This is a genomic window from Stenotrophomonas sp. X (assembly GCF_055721025.1).
This window is the reverse complement of sequence record NZ_CM146756.1, coordinates 2,774,699-2,791,811: the sequence shown is the minus strand read 5'-3', so window position 1 is coordinate 2,791,811 and position 17,113 is coordinate 2,774,699. Positions and strand designations below refer to the sequence as shown.

The 17,113-nt window shown below is 66.0% G+C and carries 9 protein-coding genes; 8 read left to right on the top strand and 1 reads right to left on the bottom strand.

Going from position 1 to position 17,113, the window contains the following annotated elements:
* Positions 1-43 precede the first annotated feature (43 nt).
* From ACZ75I_RS12950 to ACZ75I_RS12920, 7 genes are all read left to right on the top strand, one after another.
* Positions 44-3,100 carry a TonB-dependent receptor gene (locus tag ACZ75I_RS12950; RefSeq protein WP_061478011.1) on the top strand — a complete coding sequence of 1,019 codons (3,057 nt, stop codon included), beginning with the start codon at positions 44-46 and terminating at the stop codon, positions 3,098-3,100.
* Positions 3,101-3,353: 253 nt separating this feature from the next.
* On the top strand, positions 3,354-4,958 hold the full coding sequence (locus ACZ75I_RS12945; RefSeq protein WP_061478010.1) for a glucoamylase family protein: 1,605 nt from the start codon (positions 3,354-3,356) through the stop codon (positions 4,956-4,958).
* A gap of 4 nt (positions 4,959-4,962) precedes the next feature.
* Positions 4,963-6,303: a sugar ABC transporter substrate-binding protein gene (locus tag ACZ75I_RS12940; RefSeq protein ID WP_061478009.1), complete on the top strand. Its 1,341-nt coding sequence runs from the start codon at positions 4,963-4,965 to the stop codon at positions 6,301-6,303.
* Complete coding sequence (locus ACZ75I_RS12935; protein ID WP_005410323.1) at positions 6,300-7,181, top strand: carbohydrate ABC transporter permease; 882 nt, start codon at positions 6,300-6,302, stop codon at positions 7,179-7,181. Before ACZ75I_RS12940 ends, ACZ75I_RS12935 begins: the two co-directional genes overlap by 4 nt.
* Complete coding sequence (locus ACZ75I_RS12930) at positions 7,178-8,014, top strand: carbohydrate ABC transporter permease (protein ID WP_005417620.1); 837 nt, start codon at positions 7,178-7,180, stop codon at positions 8,012-8,014. The genes ACZ75I_RS12935 and ACZ75I_RS12930 overlap by 4 nt, the downstream gene beginning before the upstream one ends.
* Positions 8,011-11,178: a discoidin domain-containing protein gene (locus ACZ75I_RS12925; protein ID WP_472958030.1), complete on the top strand. Its 3,168-nt coding sequence runs from the start codon at positions 8,011-8,013 to the stop codon at positions 11,176-11,178. The genes ACZ75I_RS12930 and ACZ75I_RS12925 overlap by 4 nt, the downstream gene beginning before the upstream one ends.
* A 2-nt stretch (positions 11,179-11,180) precedes the next feature.
* A complete protein-coding gene (locus ACZ75I_RS12920; protein WP_346476892.1) occupies positions 11,181-12,065 on the top strand; it encodes an endonuclease/exonuclease/phosphatase family protein in 885 nt (294 codons plus the stop codon).
* 167 nt (positions 12,066-12,232) lie between these two features.
* Here the strand turns inward: ACZ75I_RS12920 and ACZ75I_RS12915 are convergent, their stop codons facing one another.
* Positions 12,233-15,475 (bottom strand): Rne/Rng family ribonuclease, encoded by a 3,243-nt coding sequence (locus tag ACZ75I_RS12915; protein WP_472958029.1) that lies wholly within the window; start codon positions 15,473-15,475, stop codon positions 12,233-12,235.
* Between the two features lie 408 nt (positions 15,476-15,883).
* Here ACZ75I_RS12915 and ACZ75I_RS12910 point away from each other — a divergent pair, with 408 nt between their 5' ends.
* Complete coding sequence (locus ACZ75I_RS12910) at positions 15,884-16,858, top strand: RluA family pseudouridine synthase (RefSeq protein ID WP_049397926.1); 975 nt, start codon at positions 15,884-15,886, stop codon at positions 16,856-16,858.
* Positions 16,859-17,113: the final 255 nt, after the last annotated feature.

The following is a 17,113-nucleotide window of genomic DNA, read 5'->3' as shown; positions in this document are numbered from 1 at the left end:
CAGGGACCGCGCAAGCGGTTACCGCCACCCGGAGATTGAGTTGATGATGCATACCACCTTCCGCATGCCGGCGCGCCGGCTGCTGAGCACCGCTCTGGTCAGCTGCCTGATGCTGGCTGCCGCCCCGAACGTCATGGCGCAGTCGGCCAACGCCAGCCTGCGCGGCCAGGTTGCCGGTGCCCAGGCCGGCACCGAAGTGACCGCCACCAACGTGGCCACCGGTACCGTCCGCCGTGGCACCATCCGCGCCGACGGCAGCTACTCGCTGATGGGCCTTGATCCGGGCACGTACAACGTGGTCGCCAACGGCCAGACCCAGAAGGTCACCGTCACCGTGGCTTCGACCGCGACGCTGAACTTCGCTGGCGCAGCCAGCAGCACCCCGGGCTCGACCGCGGCCACCAACCTGGACACCGTCAACGTTGTTGCGCCGACCCTGCTGCAGGAAGTGCGCACCTCCGAAGTTGGCAAGACCGTCAGCCTGCAGCAGATCCAGACCACCCCGCAGGTGTCGCGCAACTTCCTGGAGTTCGCTGACGCGGTGCCGGGCCTGATCTTCACCCGCGATGCCAAGGGCAACACCTCGCTGCGCGGCGGCGCCACCAATGCAGATGGCACCAACGTCTACATCGACGGCGTCGGCCAGAAGAGCTACGTCAAGGGCGGCGGCGTGGCCGGCCAGTCCGGCAGCGCCGGTAACCCGTTCCCGCAGCTGGCCATCGGCGAATACAAGGTCATCAGCGGCAACTACAAGGCAGAGTATGGCCAGGTGTCGAGCGCCGCAGTGACGGCTGCGACCAAGTCCGGTACCAATGAGTTCAAGGGTGAGGCGTTCTACCGCTACACCGATGAAGACATGCGTGCCAAGACCCCGGCCGAGCGCCAGGGCGGCAAGGAGAAGATGGTCTCGGCCGAGAAGGAATACGGCTTCGCCCTGGGCGGCCCGATCATCCAGGACAAGGCGCACTTCTTTGTGACCTACGAAGCCAAGCGCTTCGACCTGCCGGTCACCATCGCGCCGGATGGCGCGGTCACCGGCGCTGCCGGCCTGCTGCCGCCGGCCGGTGCCGCCGGCCTCGGCCCGGCCAGCCAGCCGTTCCAGCAGGATCTGATCTTCGGCAAGATCGACTTCGAGCCGACCGACAACGACCGCATCGAGCTGACCTTCCAGGACCGCGACGAAACCCAGTCGCAGTTCAGTGGCCAGACCTCGCCGGAAGCCGGCCGTGAAGTGGTCAACACCGACCGTCGTTATGCCCTGCGCTGGAACCACAGTGGTGAGCGCTACTACAACGAGTTGATGGTCACCCACGAAGACTCGTTCAACAACCCGACCCCGCTTACGCTGGCCAACGGCATCACCTACACCGCACCGGACGGCCCCGAAGACCGCACGATCGTGAAGATCGGTGGCGCCTCGGCACTGGATTCGCAGGTGAAGGGCCAGAAGGGCTGGTCGATCGAAGACAACCTGACCCTGGATGGCATCCAGTGGGCCGGTGACCACACCATCAAGATGGGCGTGAAGTACAAGGCGATCGATCTGTACGCGTCCGATGCGGCGCAGATCAATCCGACCTTCACCTACTCGCTGGGCGATCCGGACTTCCCCGATTCCATTCCGTACAAGGCGCAGTTCGTCAAGCCGGTGACCGGCGTGACCGGCGTGTCCGGTGAAGTGCGTTCGAAGTCCAAACAGTACGGCGTGTTCATCCAGGACGACTGGCAGGTCAACGATCACCTGCAGCTGAACATCGGCCTGCGCTGGGACTACGAAAAGACCCCGTCCTACCTGGACTTCGTGACCCCGCAGCAGGTGGTCGACGCCATCTATTCGCAGGATCCGCGCGCCCCCGCTGGCCAGACCTATGCCGATTCGCTGGCACTGGGCGGCCTGGACATCAGCGACTACATCAGCAACGGCCACAACCGCAAGGCGTTCAAGGACGCCTGGCAGCCGCGCCTGGGCTTCTCGTATGACATCAACGCCGACGAGCAGCACGTGATCCACGGTGGTGCCGGCCGTTCCTACGACCGTGACCTGTTCGACAACCTGCAGCTGGAAACCACCAAGCTGGCCCTGCCGCAGCCGACCATCTACTTCCGCAATCCGGCCACCGGCGCCTGCATCAACGGCCAGGCCGCCTGCTATGACTGGAACCCGAACCTGCTCAACGGGATCGGCAACCTGCAGGCACTGGTCGGCGCGACCAGCAATGCCGGCCTGGAAGTGGACCTGCTGAACAACAAGCTGAAGGCGCCGTACTCGGATCAGTTCAGCCTGGGCATGAGCAACCAGATCGGCGACTGGCTGACCGACGCCACCATTGCTCGCACCCTGAGCTACGACGGCTTCGCCTTCACCCTGGGCAACCGCTACCCGACCGGCCAGTTCTTCGATGATCCGCGCCTGTGTGGTGGCACCTCCCCGGGCCTGAGCCAGGCCTGGAGCTGCAACGTGCCGGGCTTCGGCAGCCTGATCATCGGCCAGCAGGGCATCAAGACCCGTGCCACCCAGGTCCTGTTGTCGGCACAGAAGCCGTTCACCAAGGAAAGCGGCTGGGGTACCTCGATCGCCTACACCTGGACCACCGCGCGCCATAACCGCGACATCAACGAGAAGTATGCGTTCGATCGCGGCCTGATCGGTGACTACCCGACCATCCGCTCCAACGGCGCACCGCGCCACCGCCTGGTGGTGACCGGTTCGTACGCGGGCTTCTGGGGCATCACCTTCGGCGGCAAGATCACCCTGGCCACCCCGACCGCCGTCAACGACTGGTACCCGGTGATGCAGGCCAGCGGCTACACCCTGCCGACCCCGCAGGCGGCCGTGCCCAACGCAACCGGCAAGTTCCTGGTGGGTGGCAAGATCTTCGGCTACCGTTCGGTCGACCTGCAGGCGACGAAGACGTTCAAGCTGGCGGGCAACACCGAGCTGTACGCCCGTCTGGACATCATCAACGTGTTCAACTTCGACAACTTCTCCACCTACAACTACGTCAAGACCAACGGCAAGCTGCAGGCCAGCTACAACGAGACCGGCGACATCATCGGCACTCCGCGCCAGGTGAAGGCCGAGGTGGGCTTCCGCTTCTAAGCGGCGCCGCCTGCTGCTGTATCCGATGCCGCCGGTCCGCCGGCGGCATCGATTGTGTGAGAACGGCAATGGCCGGCCCCGTGCCGGTCCATTGCCCACGCCGCTGCCGGGCAGGGGGGGGGCAGCGGCGTGGGCAATGATCGCGGTGTCAAACCACGTTTTTCGTGGTTTTTTAAGAGCGCATCTTGTAAACGATTTCAGATCATTGGACGGTATGCTTTCCCATCGATCAGACCACCGGAGGAACCGCGCCATGCAGGCACGCCATCTGTTGTCCGCCGCAATGCTGTGCTTGGCGGTGGCCGCCTGCCAGCCGGCCCAGCAGGAACCTGCCAAGCCGCGCCCGCCGGTGATCCTGATCGAGGCCGATGCACCGCCGCGGCCGATGAAGCCGGAGTTGCCGCCGCTGTTCGATGACATCGAGCGCCGCACCTTCCAGTTCTTCTGGGACACCACCAACGAGATCAATGGTCTGACCCCGGATCGCTATCCGTCGCGGCCATTCGCCAGCATCGCGTCGGTGGGTTTCGCGCTGACCGCGTATCCGATCGGCATCGAGAACGGTTGGGTCAGCCGCAACCAGGCGATCGACCGGACCCTGACCACGCTGAAGTTCTTCCGCGACGTGCCGATGGGCCCGCAGCGCACCGGCAAGGCGGGCTACAAGGGTTTCTACTATCACTTCCTGGACATGCAGGAAGGCCGTCGCTACGACAGCTGGGTCGAACTGTCCTCGGTGGATACCGCACTGCTGATGATGGGCGTGCTGTTCGCGCAGTCGTACTACGACGGTGACGATCCGCGCGAAAAGGAAATCCGCCAGATCGCCGATACCTTGTACAAGAAGGTCGACTGGCCGTGGTTGCAGCAGCGTGCACCGCTGATCTCGATGGGCTGGTTCCCGGAGAGCGGCTTCATCGACCACGACTGGATGGGCTACAACGAGGCGATGATGGTCTACATCCTCGCCCTGGGCTCGCCCACGCACCCGGTCAGCCCGGACGCGTGGACGGTGTGGACGCGCACCTATGACAACGACTGGGGTGTCTACCAGGGCCAGGAATACCTGTCCTTCGGCCCGCTGTTCGGCCACCAGTACAGCCACGTCTGGATCGATTTCCGCGATATCCAGGACGCGTACATGCGCGAGCGCGGCAGCACCTATTTCCTCAACAGCCGCTCGGCCGCGCTGGCCCAGCGCGAGTACGCCATCGCCAACCCGATGCAGTGGAAGGACTATGGCGAGAACGTGTGGGGCCTGACCGCCAGCGATGGCCCGCAGAACACCACGCAGGAGTACCGCGGCGAACAGCGCCAGTTCCGCCACTACTCCTCGCGCGGCGCCGGCCTGCGTGAGAACTTCGATGACGGCACCATTGCCCCGACTGCGGCGATCGCCTCGGTGGTGTTCGCGCCCGAGCAGGTGATCCCGGCCACGCTGGAAATGCACAAACGCTACGGCGACTACATCTATTCCAGCTACGGCTTCCTGGATTCGTTCAATCCCAGCTTCAACTACGACATCCCGATCAAGACCGGTCGCCTGGTGCCGGATCGCGGCTGGGTCGCCAGCGACTACATCGCCATCGACCAGGGGCCGATCCTGACCATGATCGCCAACTACCGCAACGACTTCGTCTGGGAAGTGATGAAGAAGAATCCGTACATCCGCAAGGGCCTGGAGCGGGCCGGATTCAGCGGTGGCTGGCTGGCGCCGGAAGGGTCGTTCCAGCCGCTGGAACTGCAGAAGGACGAAAAGGCCGCGGCAGCACGCGCGGTGGGTATCGCCGAATCACGCGCGGCTGCCGCGCAGGAACAGAAGAACAATGCCAACCGCACCACAGGCCAGGGCAAGTAACCCGATGCCGAACTGGATCGACCGCCTGCGCCGCTGGGCGCTGCCTGCCCTGGCCGCCCTGGCCGTGGCCGGCTGCGCCCGCACCGAACCGGGCACCACCACCGTGCGCTTCTGGGCGATGGGCCGCGAAGCCGAGGTGGTCAGCGAGCTGATCCACGAGTTCGAGGCCGAGAATCCCGGCATCAAGGTGGATGTGCAGAACATCCCGTGGACCGCCGCGCACGAAAAGCTGCTGACCGCGTTCGCCGCCGACGGCCTGCCGGACGTGTGCCAGCTCGGCAACACCTGGGTGCCGGAGTTCGCCGAACTCGATGCATTGACCCCGCTGCAGCCGTTCGTGCAGCGCTCCACTGTGGTCGATCCGAAAGATTACTTCCAGGGCATCTGGGATACCAACGTGATCCACGGCGAGCTGGTCGGCGTGCCGTGGTACGTCGATACGCGCCTGATCTACTACCGCAAGGACCTGCTGGCCAAGGCCGGCTACGACCACCCGCCGCGTACCTGGGCCGAGTGGGACGAGCAGATGGCGGCGATCAAACGCATGCAGGGTCCGAACCGCTACGCGGTGCTGATGCCGATCAACGAGTTCGAGCAGCAGCTGTCGCTGGCCCTGCAGCAGCCCGACCCGCTGCTGCGCGACGACGATACCCGTGGCAATTTCGCCAGCCCGGGATTCCGCCGCACGCTGTCCTTCTACGCCAACATGTTCGAGCAGGGCTGGGCGCCGAAGATGTCCGAGACGCAGATCTCCAACGTCTGGGATGAATTCTTCCGCGGCTTCAACGTGTTCTACATCTCCGGCCCCTGGAACATCCGCGAGTTCAAGAAACTGCAGCCGAAGGAACTGGAAGGACAGTGGGGCACCGCTGCGCTGCCGGGGCCCGACGGTCCGGGCGCGGGCATCGCCGGTGGCACCAGCCTGGTGATCTTCCGCAAGTCGCAGCAGAAGGAGGCGTCCTGGAAGCTGATCGAATTCCTGTCGCGCCCGCAGATCCAGGCGCGCTTCCATTCGATCATCGGCGACCTGCCGCCACGCCGCAGCGCCTGGAACGCGCCGTCGCTGGCCAACGACCCGCTGGCCGCCGCGTTCCGCGATCAGCTGGAGCGGGTCAAGCCGACGCCGAAGGTGCTCGAATGGGAGCGCATCGTGCAGGAAATGCGCATTGTCACCGAGAAGGTGGTGCGCGGTGGCCTGCCGCAGGACAAGGCCGTGGCCGAACTGGACCAGCGCGTGGACAAGGTGCTGGCCAAGCGCCGCTGGATGCATGAACAACAACGCCTGCAGGAGCGCGCGCCGTCGCCGCAATCGAGCAGCGCAGTGGCCGCCGGGAGCGCGCAATGAAACGTACTTCGCTGGCCGGCTGGATCTTCGCCGGCCCCTCGCTGATCGTGCTGGGCGTGTTCTTCGGCCTGCCGGTCGCCTCGGCGCTGGCGCTGAGCGTGACCGACTTCGACCTCTATGCACTGGCCGACAGCAGCAACCTGCGCTTCGTCGGCCTGGGCAACTACATCGACCTGCTGCAGACGCCGATGTTCTGGAAGTCGCTGTGGAATACCACCTACTTCGTGCTGATCGGCGTACCGTTGTCGATCGGTGTGTCGCTGGGCGCGGCCATGCTGCTCAACGCACCGGCCGCACGCTTCAAGGCCCTGTTCCGTACGGCACTGTTCGCGCCGGTGGTGACCACGCTGGTGGCGGTGGCGGTGATCTGGCGCTACCTGTTCCATACCAGCTATGGGCTGGTGAACTACGGGCTGGGCCATCTGGGCATCAGTCCGATCGACTGGCTGGGTGATCCCAACTGGGCGATGCCGACCATCATGCTGTTCGCGGTGTGGAAGAACTTCGGCTACAACATGGTGATCTTCCTCGCCGGCCTGCAGGCGATCCCGCATGACCTGTACGAAGCCGCGCGCATCGACGGCGCTTCGCGCTGGAAGCAGTTCCTGCACATCACCCTGCCGATGCTCGGCCCGGTACTGCTGGTGGTCGGCGTGATCACCGTGTCCGGCTATTTCCAGCTGTTCGCCGAGCCGTATGTCATGACCCGTGGCGATCCGCTGCAGAGCACCGTCAGCGTGCTGTATTTCATGTTCGAGGAAGGCTTCAAGTGGTGGAACCTGGGGCGCGCCTCCGCGGTGGCGTTCCTGCTGTTCCTGATCATCCTGGCGGTGACCACCGTGATGCTGCGTTTCGGCCGCAAGAGGCAGTTGGTATGAGTCGTGAAATCGGCCAGTCGCGCTGGTATCCGTGGATGATCAATGGTGCGTTGCTGGTGCTGGCCCTGGTCAGCCTTGCACCGCTGCTGTGGATGCTCTCGGTCTCGTTCATGCCGCAGGGCGAGGCCAGTCATTTCCCGCCGCCACTGCTGCCTTCGAGCATCACCACGCACAACTACCACGAGCTGTTCGCGCGCACCGGCATGGGCGGCAACTTCGCCAACAGCCTGCTGGTGTCGCTGGCTATCACGCTGGGTTCGCTGCTGCTCAACACCATGGCCGGCTACGCCTTCGCCAAGCTCAACTTCGTTGGCCGCGAACGCCTGTTCCAGGTGCTGATGGCAGCGCTGGTTATCCCGGCGCAGGTGGCGATGCTGCCGCTGTTCCTGCTGATGAAGCAGCTGGGCCTGGTCAACAGCTTTGGCGGCGTGATCGTGCCAGCGCTGGCCAGCGTGTTCGGCATCTTCCTGGTGCGCCAGTACGCGCGTTCGATCCCGGACGAGCTGCTTGAAGCGGCCCGCATAGACGGCGCGGGGGAGCTGCGCATCTTCTTCCAGATCGTGCTGCCGATGCTCAAGCCGGTACTGGTGACCCTGGCGATCTTCACCTTCATGGGTGCGTGGAACGATTTCATGTGGCCGCTGATCGTGTTGACCGACCAGGAGCACTACACTTTGCCGGTGGCGCTGGCCACCCTCTCGCGCGAGCACATCATGGACGTGGAAATGATGATGGCTGGCGCGGTGGTCACCGTGGTTCCGGTGCTGGCACTGTTCCTGGTGCTGCAGCGGTACTACATCCAAGGTCTTTTGCTGGGGAGCGTCAAGGGATGAAGCGAGCGATCGCCGTTGGACTGGGCCTGTTGTGGACTTCCCTGGCGATCGCCGCACCACCGGCACTGCCGGCGCCGAAGGTACTGGACGATTTCGACGACATCGGCGCCTGGAAGCTGGTGCTGTCAGACCAGGTCAGCGGTTCGCTGCGGCCGGTGAGCGGTGCCGGTGGCGGCCGCGCGCTGTGCCTGGACTACGATTTCCACAAGGTGTCGGGCTACGTCGGCATCCGCCGCGCGCTCGGTATCGAGTACCCGGCCAACTACCGCTTCGGCTTCCAGCTGCGGGGAGATTCGCCGGGCAACGACCTGCAGTTCAAGCTGATCGATGCCAGCGGCGATAATGTCTGGTGGGTCAACCGTCCGGGCTACAGCTTCCCCAAGGCGTGGACGCCGGCCGAATACCGCCGTCGCCAGATCGACAAGGCATGGGGGCCATCGCCGGAGAAGGAGATGGCGCGCAGCGCTGCGGTCGAGTTCACGATCTACAGCAAGGTCGGCGGCCGCGGCACGGTGTGCTTCGACAAGCTGACCCTGCAGGGCCTGCCGCCGCAGGATGATTCGGCGCTGGTGCCATCGGTGATCGCCGACACCGCCACCGCGCTGCAGGACCGGATGATTGACGGAAAGAGCGATACGTTCTGGATCAGTGGCGGGGTCAAGCAGCAGACCATCAGCCTGGACCTGCACAAGAGCCGCGAGATCGGCGGTGCGGTGATTGACTGGCTGCCGAACCTGGAAGCCAATCGCTACACCGTGCGGACGTCCGAGGATGGCCGGGACTGGCGCACCGTGCGCGAGGTGACCGGCGGTGCGGGCGGCCGCGACTGGCTGGCGCTGCCGGATACCGACGCGCGCTACGTGCGCTTCGATCTGCACGATGGCCCGAACTGGCGCTATGGCATCCGTGACATCACGCTCAAGCCGCTGGCGTTCGCGGCCACGCCGAACGCATTCCTGTCCTCGGTGGCGGCCGACCTGCCGCGCGGCTTGCTGCCGCGTGCATATGTGGGCGAACAGCCGTACTGGACCCTGCTCGGCCTCGATGGCGGCCAGGAGCAGGCACTGATCAGCGAGGACGGTGCGCTGGAACCGGCCAAGGGCAGTTTCAGCATCGAGCCGTTCATCCGCGTGGACGGCAAGTTGCTGGACTGGTCGACGGTGGCCATCACCCAGTCGCTGCAGGATCGCTACCTGCCCATCGCCAATGTCGACTGGGTGCATGAGAAGGCCGGCCTGGCGGTAACCAGCTTCGTGCAGGGCACGCCGGAGCGCGCGCAGCTGATCGGCCGCTACCGGTTGAGCAATCCGGACAAGGTGGCGCACGAGTACACCCTGGCGCTGGCGATCCGGCCGTGGCAGGTGAACCCGCCGACCCAGTTCCTCAATACCGTCGGCGGCTTCAGTCGCATCGATGCGCTGGATGTGGGCGAACAGCTGGTGCGCATCAACGGTGAGCCGCGCATCTATCCGTTGCAGGTGCCGGATGCGCGCTTTGCCAGCACGTTCGATGGCAAGCTCGACGCGATGCATCTGGCCTCCGGGAAATACCCGGCCAGCACGGCGGTGAAGGACAGCACCGGCATGGCGTCCGGTGCGCTGCTGTATACGATCAAGCTGGAGCCTGGCCAGAGCCGAGAAGTGGCGGTGGTGTTGCCACAGACCGGAGGCTGGGCGCCGCAGGCGCTGGATGTGGCCAAGGCGCAGGCACAGGTCGCAGAGCAGTGGCGGCAGAAGCTGGGGGTGGTCTCGTTGCAGGTACCGGCTGCGGGCCAGGCACTGGTCGATACCCTGCGCACCGCCGTGGCGCACATGCTGATCTCGCGGGTCGGCCCGCGCCTGCAGCCGGGCACGCGCTCGTACGCACGCAGCTGGATCCGCGATGGCGCGATGATTTCCGAAGGCCTGCTGCGCATGGGCCGCAGCGACGCGGTACGTGACTACATCAACTGGTATGCGCCGTTCCAGTTCGAGAACGGCAAGGTGCCGTGCTGTGTCGATGCACGTGGCAGCGATCCGGTGCCGGAGAACGACAGCCATGGCGAGCTGATCTACAGCATTGCCGAGTATGGGCGCTATACCGGTGACAGCACCTTCGCCGAACTGATGTGGCCGCATGTGCAGGGCGCCTACAACTACATGGAGCAGCTGCGCGCCAGCGAGCGTACCGAAGAGAACCGTGCGCGCAACCCGGCCTTCTACGGCATGATGCCGGCCTCGATCAGCCACGAAGGCTATTCGGCCAAGCCGATGCATTCGTACTGGGACAATTTCTGGGCGTTGCGCGGCTACAAGGATGCGGCATCGCTGGCGGCCCAGCTGGGCAAGGTCGAAGCCATGCAGATTGCCGAATCGCGTGACCAGTTCCGTGATGACCTGCAGGCCTCGCTGCTGTCGGCGATGCAGCAGCACAACATCGATTACCTGCCGGGCTCGGCCGAGCTGGGCGATTTCGATGCGACCTCGACAACCATTGCGCTGGCTCCGGGCGGTGAACAGGGGCGCCTTCCGCAGCAGGCGCTCGGTGCCACTTTCGAGCGCTACTGGAAGGAATTCGTGGCCCGTCGGGACGGCAAGCGCGAGTGGAAGGACTACACGCCCTACGAGTGGCGCAACGTGGCCGCCTTCGTCCGCCTTGGCTGGCGCGATCGCGCCTGGCAGGCGACTGAGTTCTTCTTCAAGGACCGTGCGCCGCAGGCCTGGAACCAGTGGGCCGAAGTGGTCTCGCGCACGCCGCGCAAGCCGTTCTTCGTCGGTGACCTGCCGCATGCCTGGGTCGCCTCGGACTTCGTGCGCTCGGCCCTGGACATGTTCGCCTACAGCCGTGACATGGACGATGCGCTGGTGTTGGCCGCCGGCATTCCGACCGCCTGGCTGCAGGGCGAGGGCATCGCTGTGCAGGGCCTGCGCACGCCGCAGGGCCAGCTCAACTACCGCCTGCAGCGCAGCGACAAGCAGCTGGTGCTGGAGGTGCAGCCGGGTCTGGTGCCACCTGTCGGTGGCGTGGTCTTGCCGTGGCCGTACGCCGGTGATCCGGGCGAGGCGACCATCAACGGCGAAGCGGCCGAATGGACCGACAGGGAACTGCACGTGCGCCAGCTGCCGGCGCGGGTCGAGATCGATGTACCGGGCGCGGTGCGCCGCGCCGAACGCAAGGGGCAGTAACGATGAAGCAGCAGGGGGGAAGGGTACGCACGGCCGTGCGTGCCTTGGGACTGGCCATTGCATTGGCATTGCCGGGTGCCGTGATGGCAGCCGTGCCAACCGCCGCGGCAGCGGCTGACATCGCCAGCGCACCAGGCATGAGCATGGTGACCTTCAACCTGCATCACGACCGCGAGGACTGGCCGAGCCGCCGCCGCACCATCCTGGCCGAGCTCAAGCGCCTGCAGCCGGATGCGGTTGCCCTGCAGGAGGTGATCCAGCGCCGCAACGTGCGCAACCAGGCGCAGTGGCTGGCCAGCCAACTCGGCTACAAGTACGTATTCGTGTCCACCGATCCGGTGGGTGCGCCGAAACGTTACGGCAATGCGCTGCTGACCCGGCGGCCGATCCTCGCCCAGGGTGAGCACCTGCTACAGCCGCTGGACGACTACCGGACGGTCGCCCATCTGCGCATCGATGTGGACGGCAAGGCGGTCAACGTCTATGCCACCCACTTCAACGAGCGCAGCGACGAAAATGGCCAGCGCATCCGTCGCACCCAGGTCGAGGACCTGCAGCGCTTCATCGCCAGCACCTCGGCCGGCGCACCGGTGGTGATCGCGGGCGACTTCAACGCGCTGGTCGATGCCAGTGACCTGAGCGAGCTGCGCAGCCATTACGGTGACAGCTACGGCAGCGTGCACGTCAACACCGACCTGGCCAGGGCCAGTACGCTGAACAGGCACTACTACCCGGTGGCCTCGCGGATCGACCACATCTTCTTCCAGCAGGACGCGATGGTCGCACGTGAGGCCAAGCTCCTGTTCGACCAGCCCGATGACAGCGGTCGCTGGGCCTCGGACCATTATGGCGTGTGGACCCGCCTGCAATTCGCTCCGGCGCACTGATGTCCTGGTAGGTGCCACCCTTGGTTGGCACGGACGTGTCCGCGTTCGCTCCAACAACGGCGCCGACCAGGGTTGGCCTCTACCAGAGCACTGCACGCGCCCGGCGCAAAAACAGAAACGGCGGGGATCATCGATCCCCGCCGTTTTTTCACGCGATCAAAGCGCGATCAGTTCGCCGGCGGCGTGCGCTTGGCGCCTTCTTCGTCTTCTTCGTCGGCCTTGGCTTCGGCCGCCTGGGCTGCCGCATCGGCGTGGCCATCGGCGACCGGATCGATCGACGGTGTCACCACTGCATCGGCGACCGGGGCCGCAGCTTCCACCGGTGCAGCTTCAACTGCCACCGGAGCGACCGGCTGTTCGGCCACCGGCGCGGTCTCGACGACCGGCTTGGCTTCAACCACCGGAGCAGCGTCAACGCTCTCCGGCTTGGCTTCTACCACCGGAGCGGTTTCGGTAGCGGTCGGCTTGGCTTCAGCCACCGGTGCAGCCTCGACTGCCGCCGGCTTCGCTTCGATCGCCTGAGTGACTTCAGCCACCGGGGCTGCTTCCACCGCGACCGGCTTTGCTTCGACCGCCGGTGCGGCAACAGCCACCGGTTGCGCCGGGGTTGCTGCGTCGATGGCATCGAGCATGCTGGTCTGCACCGGCGAGGACACCGGCTCTGCCTTGGCTGCGGCTTCAACCGCCGCCGGCACTTCGGCGGTGATCGGTGCGGCAGTCTCGACCACGGCGCTGCTCACCACCGCCACCGGTGCGGCGACAGCAGCGGCGGCAGTACGGACCGGCTTCTCGGCTTCGACAGCAACCGGTTCGGCTTCGTCATCGAAATCGAATTCCGGCTGCGCACGGGTCGGCTGTGCGGCGGCGACCGGAGTGGCCGGGGCGGCACTGTCGACGTTCGGCTCGACGCCCTCGGCGTCATCACCCTCGTCACCCTCGTCCTGGTCATCGCCCAGGCCGTCACCACCGGCAGCGTTCTCGGCGCCACCGCGACGACGACGACGGCCGCCACGACGGCCGCGACGGCGGCGGGTTGCACCTTCGCCAGCCTGCTCGCCATGGGCGTCGGCTGCAGTCTCTTCACCGGCAACCGCAACCACCTCGGCCTCGCCGGCAGCGTTCTCGACCGGTACTGCGTCCACCGGAGCGGCGGCCACCGGGGCAACCGGGGCGACCGGTGCAGTGGCTTCCTGCGCGGTCACCACATTGGCGGCGACGGCAGTGGCGGCCACGGCTGCTGCCGCGGTCACACCTTCAACCGGGGCTTCGGCGACGTTGCGCTGCGGCTTCTCGGCCGGCTTGTCACCGTCCTGCTGCTGGCGCGGCTGCTTGGGCTGCTTCAGCTTCGGCTGGTTCTGGTTCTGGCCCTGCTGCTCGTTGCGCGTCTTGTTCTGCTGCTGCGGCTGCGTCTGGCCATCCTTCTGCTGCGGCTCTTTCTGCCTGCCCTGCTGCGGCTGCTGCTGGGCATTGCCGTTGTTGCCGTTGCGGCCGTCCTTGTTGCGCTGCTCACCACGGTCCTTGCGGTTGCCGCCATCCTTCTGCTGCTGCGCGTTGCCGTTGCCACCGTTGCCACGGTTTTCGTCGCGACGGTCCTTGCGATCCTTGTTGCGATCCTTGTTGCGGTCCTTGCGACCACCGTCCTGCTGCTGGCGCGGAGCCGGGGCGGCCGGAGCCGGCGCCGGTGCCGGCTCGCCACCGAACACGCGCTTGAGCCAACCGATCACGCCGCCACTCGGAGCCGGCGCCACGGGCGCTGCCACGACCGCAGCCGGAGCGGCTGCAGCCGGAGCCGCTTCCTCGCGCACCGGGGCGGGAGAGGTGTGCTTGACCTGGGTCACTGCCGGCGGCGGGATGTTCAGCTGGCCCTTGGTCAGGGCGTGCACCGGCAGCTTGCGCGGGGTGCCGCGCTGGTAGCTGGGCTTGCTGCTCTCTTCACCCAGCTCGTTCTCACGCAGGCGGGTGACCGCGTAGTGCGGGGTGTGCAGCTGCTCGTCGGCGACGATCACGATCGGCGCTTCGTGGCGTTGCTCGATCTCGCGCAGGGCGCTGCGCTTCTCGTTCAACAGGTAGTTGGCGATCTCCACCGGCGCCTGGACCAGCACCTGCCCGGTGTTCTCCTTCATCGCGTGCTCTTCGGCGACGCGGATGATCGACAGCGACAGCGACTCGACGCTGCGCATGCGGCCGTGGCCGTCGCAACGCGGGCAGACGATCTGGCTGGATTCGCCCAGGCTCGGGCGCAGGCGCTGGCGGCTCATTTCCAGCAGGCCGAAGCGCGAGATGCGGCCGACCTGCACGCGGGCACGGTCGTACTTCAGCGCGTTGGCCAGGCGATTCTCGACCTCGCGCTGGTGCTTGTTGGAGGCCATGTCGATGAAGTCGATCACCACCAGGCCGCCCAGGTCGCGCAGGCGCAGCTGGCGGGCCACTTCCTCGGCCGCTTCCAGGTTGGTCTGGAACGCGGTGTCCTCGATGTCGCTGCCCTTGGTGGCGCGCGAGGAGTTCACGTCGACTGCGGTCAGTGCTTCGGTCTGGTCGACCACGATCGAGCCACCCGACGGCAGGCGCACGTTGCGCTCGTAGGCACCTTCGATCTGCGACTCGATCTGGAAGCGGTTGAACAGCGGGATGTCGTCCTTGTAGTGCTTGAGCTTGCGCAGGGTCTGCGGCATCACCTGCTGCATGAACTCGCGGGCGTGCTCGTACATCTCCTCGGTGTCCACCAGGATCTCGCCGATGTCGGCGCGCAGGTAGTCACGGAGGGCGCGCACGATCAGGCGCGATTCCTGGTAGATCAGGAACGGGGCCGGCTTGCTCAGCGCGGCTTCGGCGATGGCGCGCCAGACGTTGAGCAGGTAGTCCAGGTCCCACTGCAGCTCTTCCGCATCGCGACCGACGCCGGCGGTACGGATGATCACCCCCATGTCGTCGGGAATGTTCAGCTTGTCCAGGGCCTCCTTCAGCGCGGCACGGTCTTCGCCCTCGATGCGGCGGGACACGCCGCCGGCGCTGGGCGAGTTCGGCATCAGCACCATGTAGCGGCCAGCCAGCGAGATGAACGTGGTCAGGGCGGCGCCCTTGTTGCCACGCTCTTCCTTGTCGACCTGGACAACGATCTCCTGGCCTTCCTTCAGCAGCTCGCGGATGCCGGCCTTGTTGTGGTCGACACCGGCCTGGAAGTAGTCGCGGGAGATTTCCTTCAGCGGCAGGAAGCCATGGCGGCCACCGCCGTACTCGACGAAGGCGGCTTCCAGCGAGGGCTCGATGCGGAAGATCCGGCCCTTGTAGATGTTGGACTTCTTCTGTTCCTTCGACGGCTGTTCGATGTCGATGTCATACAACGACTGGCCATCCACGATGGCAACACGCAGCTCTTCAGCCTGCGTGGCGTTGATCAGCATTCGCTTCATTGTTGCGTTCCTCGCAAGCGGCTACCGCGCGGAACGCCATGGGGTTTCGCCTCTGGACACGGCTCGCCGCCCATTCGCGCAAGCGCGGGGAGGGCGGCTTGGGTTTCCAGCGCTACGACACCACGGCAGGCCGCGGGAGCGCTTCACTCTTATGGGTTTTGGGTGTTGCAGGGCCGCAGGCAGCTGTCAGCCAGGCTGGAGCGCCACGCGGGACATGTTCAGCACGGTTGCGTGTCAGGCATCCGGCGATGGCCGGGAAGGCCGGTGAGCCGCTAACATGGCCGCCCCGCGGGCGGTGGTCGCGCACTGTGCCGGATTCGTCGGAAGCTGGGCTTCTGGCCCTGAGTAACTTCCAACGAAATCAATCCCTTATCTCGCCCCCCCGAGTGTAACAGAATAAACAGCCTGATGACCGCCCAAGACCCGACCAAACCCGCTGGCGACAAGCCTTCCGTGCGCATGATCACCGTTCCCGCCGACCGCGCCGGCCAGCGCCTGGACAACTTCCTGCTCGGCCAGCTGAAGGGAGCCCCGCGCAGCCTGGTGTACAAGCTGGTGCGCAGCGGGCAGGTTCGGGTGAACGGCGGCCGCGCCAAGGCCGAGCGCAAGCTGGAGGCGGGCGATGAGGTGCGTGTGCCGCCGGTCCGTCTCAGTGAGGAAGGAGACAAGGCCGGCCCGCCAGAGGCGTTCATGCGGCGCCTGGAGCAGGCCATCGTCTTCGAGGACGCCCGGCTGCTGGCCCTGAACAAGCCCTCCGGCGTGGCCAGCCATGGCGGCAGCGGCATCAGCTTCGGTGCCATCGAGACCCTGCGCGCGTTGCGCCCGGGACAGACACTGGAGTTGGTCCACCGGCTGGATCGCGACACCTCGGGCCTGCTGATCGTGGCCAAGAAGCGTTCGGCGCTGAGCGAACTGCAGGCGCTGTTGCGTGAAGACCACGGCGCCGGCATCCGCAAGCGCTACCTGACCCTGCTGGCCGGCCGCATGCCGGACGGCGTGATGACCGTCGACGCGCCGCTGCACGTGGGCCTGCGCCAGGGCGGCGAGCGCCATGTACAGGTCAATGCCATCGGCAAGGAATCGATCAGTCACTTCCGGGTGCTGGAGCGCCGCGGCGGCCAGTCGTACTGCGAGGTGCGCATCGAAACCGGCCGCACCCATCAGATCCGCGTGCATGCCCAGCATCTGGGCCATCCGGTGGCCGGTGACGACAAATACGGCGATCCTGCGGTCAACAAGCGGCTTCGTGAGCAGATCGGGCTGAAGCGCCTGTTCCTGCACGCGGCCTCGCTGGAGTTTGCACTGGACGACGGGAAGAGCCCGTACGTGCTGAACGCGCCGCTGGCGGATGAGCTGGTCGAGGCGCTGGACCGCCTGCGCTGACGGCGGTTCGGCGGCGCCGGGTGCTCGGTCGGCGCCGTCGCTTCCCTGCGGAGAGTGGGCTTGTCACTTTCTTTGCTCGTGCAAAGAAAGTAACCAAAGAAACACGCCGCCATCCGCGAGCCGGCGCCGCGCGCCGGTGCCCTGCGCTCCTCGGTCCGCCGAGGGACGGCGCGGAACTCGCTGCGCTCAGACACCCGCGCCTCTTCGCCCTCGCCGGACCTGCGGTGCTCGGCTCGCTACAAGGCGGACCCGGAC

Excerpts from the sequence above, each read along its gene's own strand:
- ACZ75I_RS12930 (WP_005417620.1), top strand. The coding sequence starts at position 7,178 with ATGAGTCGTGAAATCGGCCAGTCGCGCTGGTATCCGTGGATGATCAAT.
- ACZ75I_RS12945 (WP_061478010.1), top strand. The coding sequence starts at position 3,354 with ATGCAGGCACGCCATCTGTTGTCCGCCGCAATGCTGTGCTTGGCGGTG.
- ACZ75I_RS12935 (WP_005410323.1), top strand. The coding sequence starts at position 6,300 with ATGAAACGTACTTCGCTGGCCGGCTGGATCTTCGCCGGCCCCTCGCTG.
- ACZ75I_RS12950 (WP_061478011.1), top strand. The coding sequence starts at position 44 with ATGATGCATACCACCTTCCGCATGCCGGCGCGCCGGCTGCTGAGCACC.
- ACZ75I_RS12925 (WP_472958030.1), top strand. The coding sequence starts at position 8,011 with ATGAAGCGAGCGATCGCCGTTGGACTGGGCCTGTTGTGGACTTCCCTG.
- ACZ75I_RS12920 (WP_346476892.1), top strand. The coding sequence starts at position 11,181 with ATGAAGCAGCAGGGGGGAAGGGTACGCACGGCCGTGCGTGCCTTGGGA.
- ACZ75I_RS12910 (WP_049397926.1), top strand. The coding sequence starts at position 15,884 with ATGACCGCCCAAGACCCGACCAAACCCGCTGGCGACAAGCCTTCCGTG.
- ACZ75I_RS12915 (WP_472958029.1), bottom strand. The coding sequence starts at position 15,475 with ATGAAGCGAATGCTGATCAACGCCACGCAGGCTGAAGAGCTGCGTGTT.
- ACZ75I_RS12940 (WP_061478009.1), top strand. The coding sequence starts at position 4,963 with ATGCCGAACTGGATCGACCGCCTGCGCCGCTGGGCGCTGCCTGCCCTG.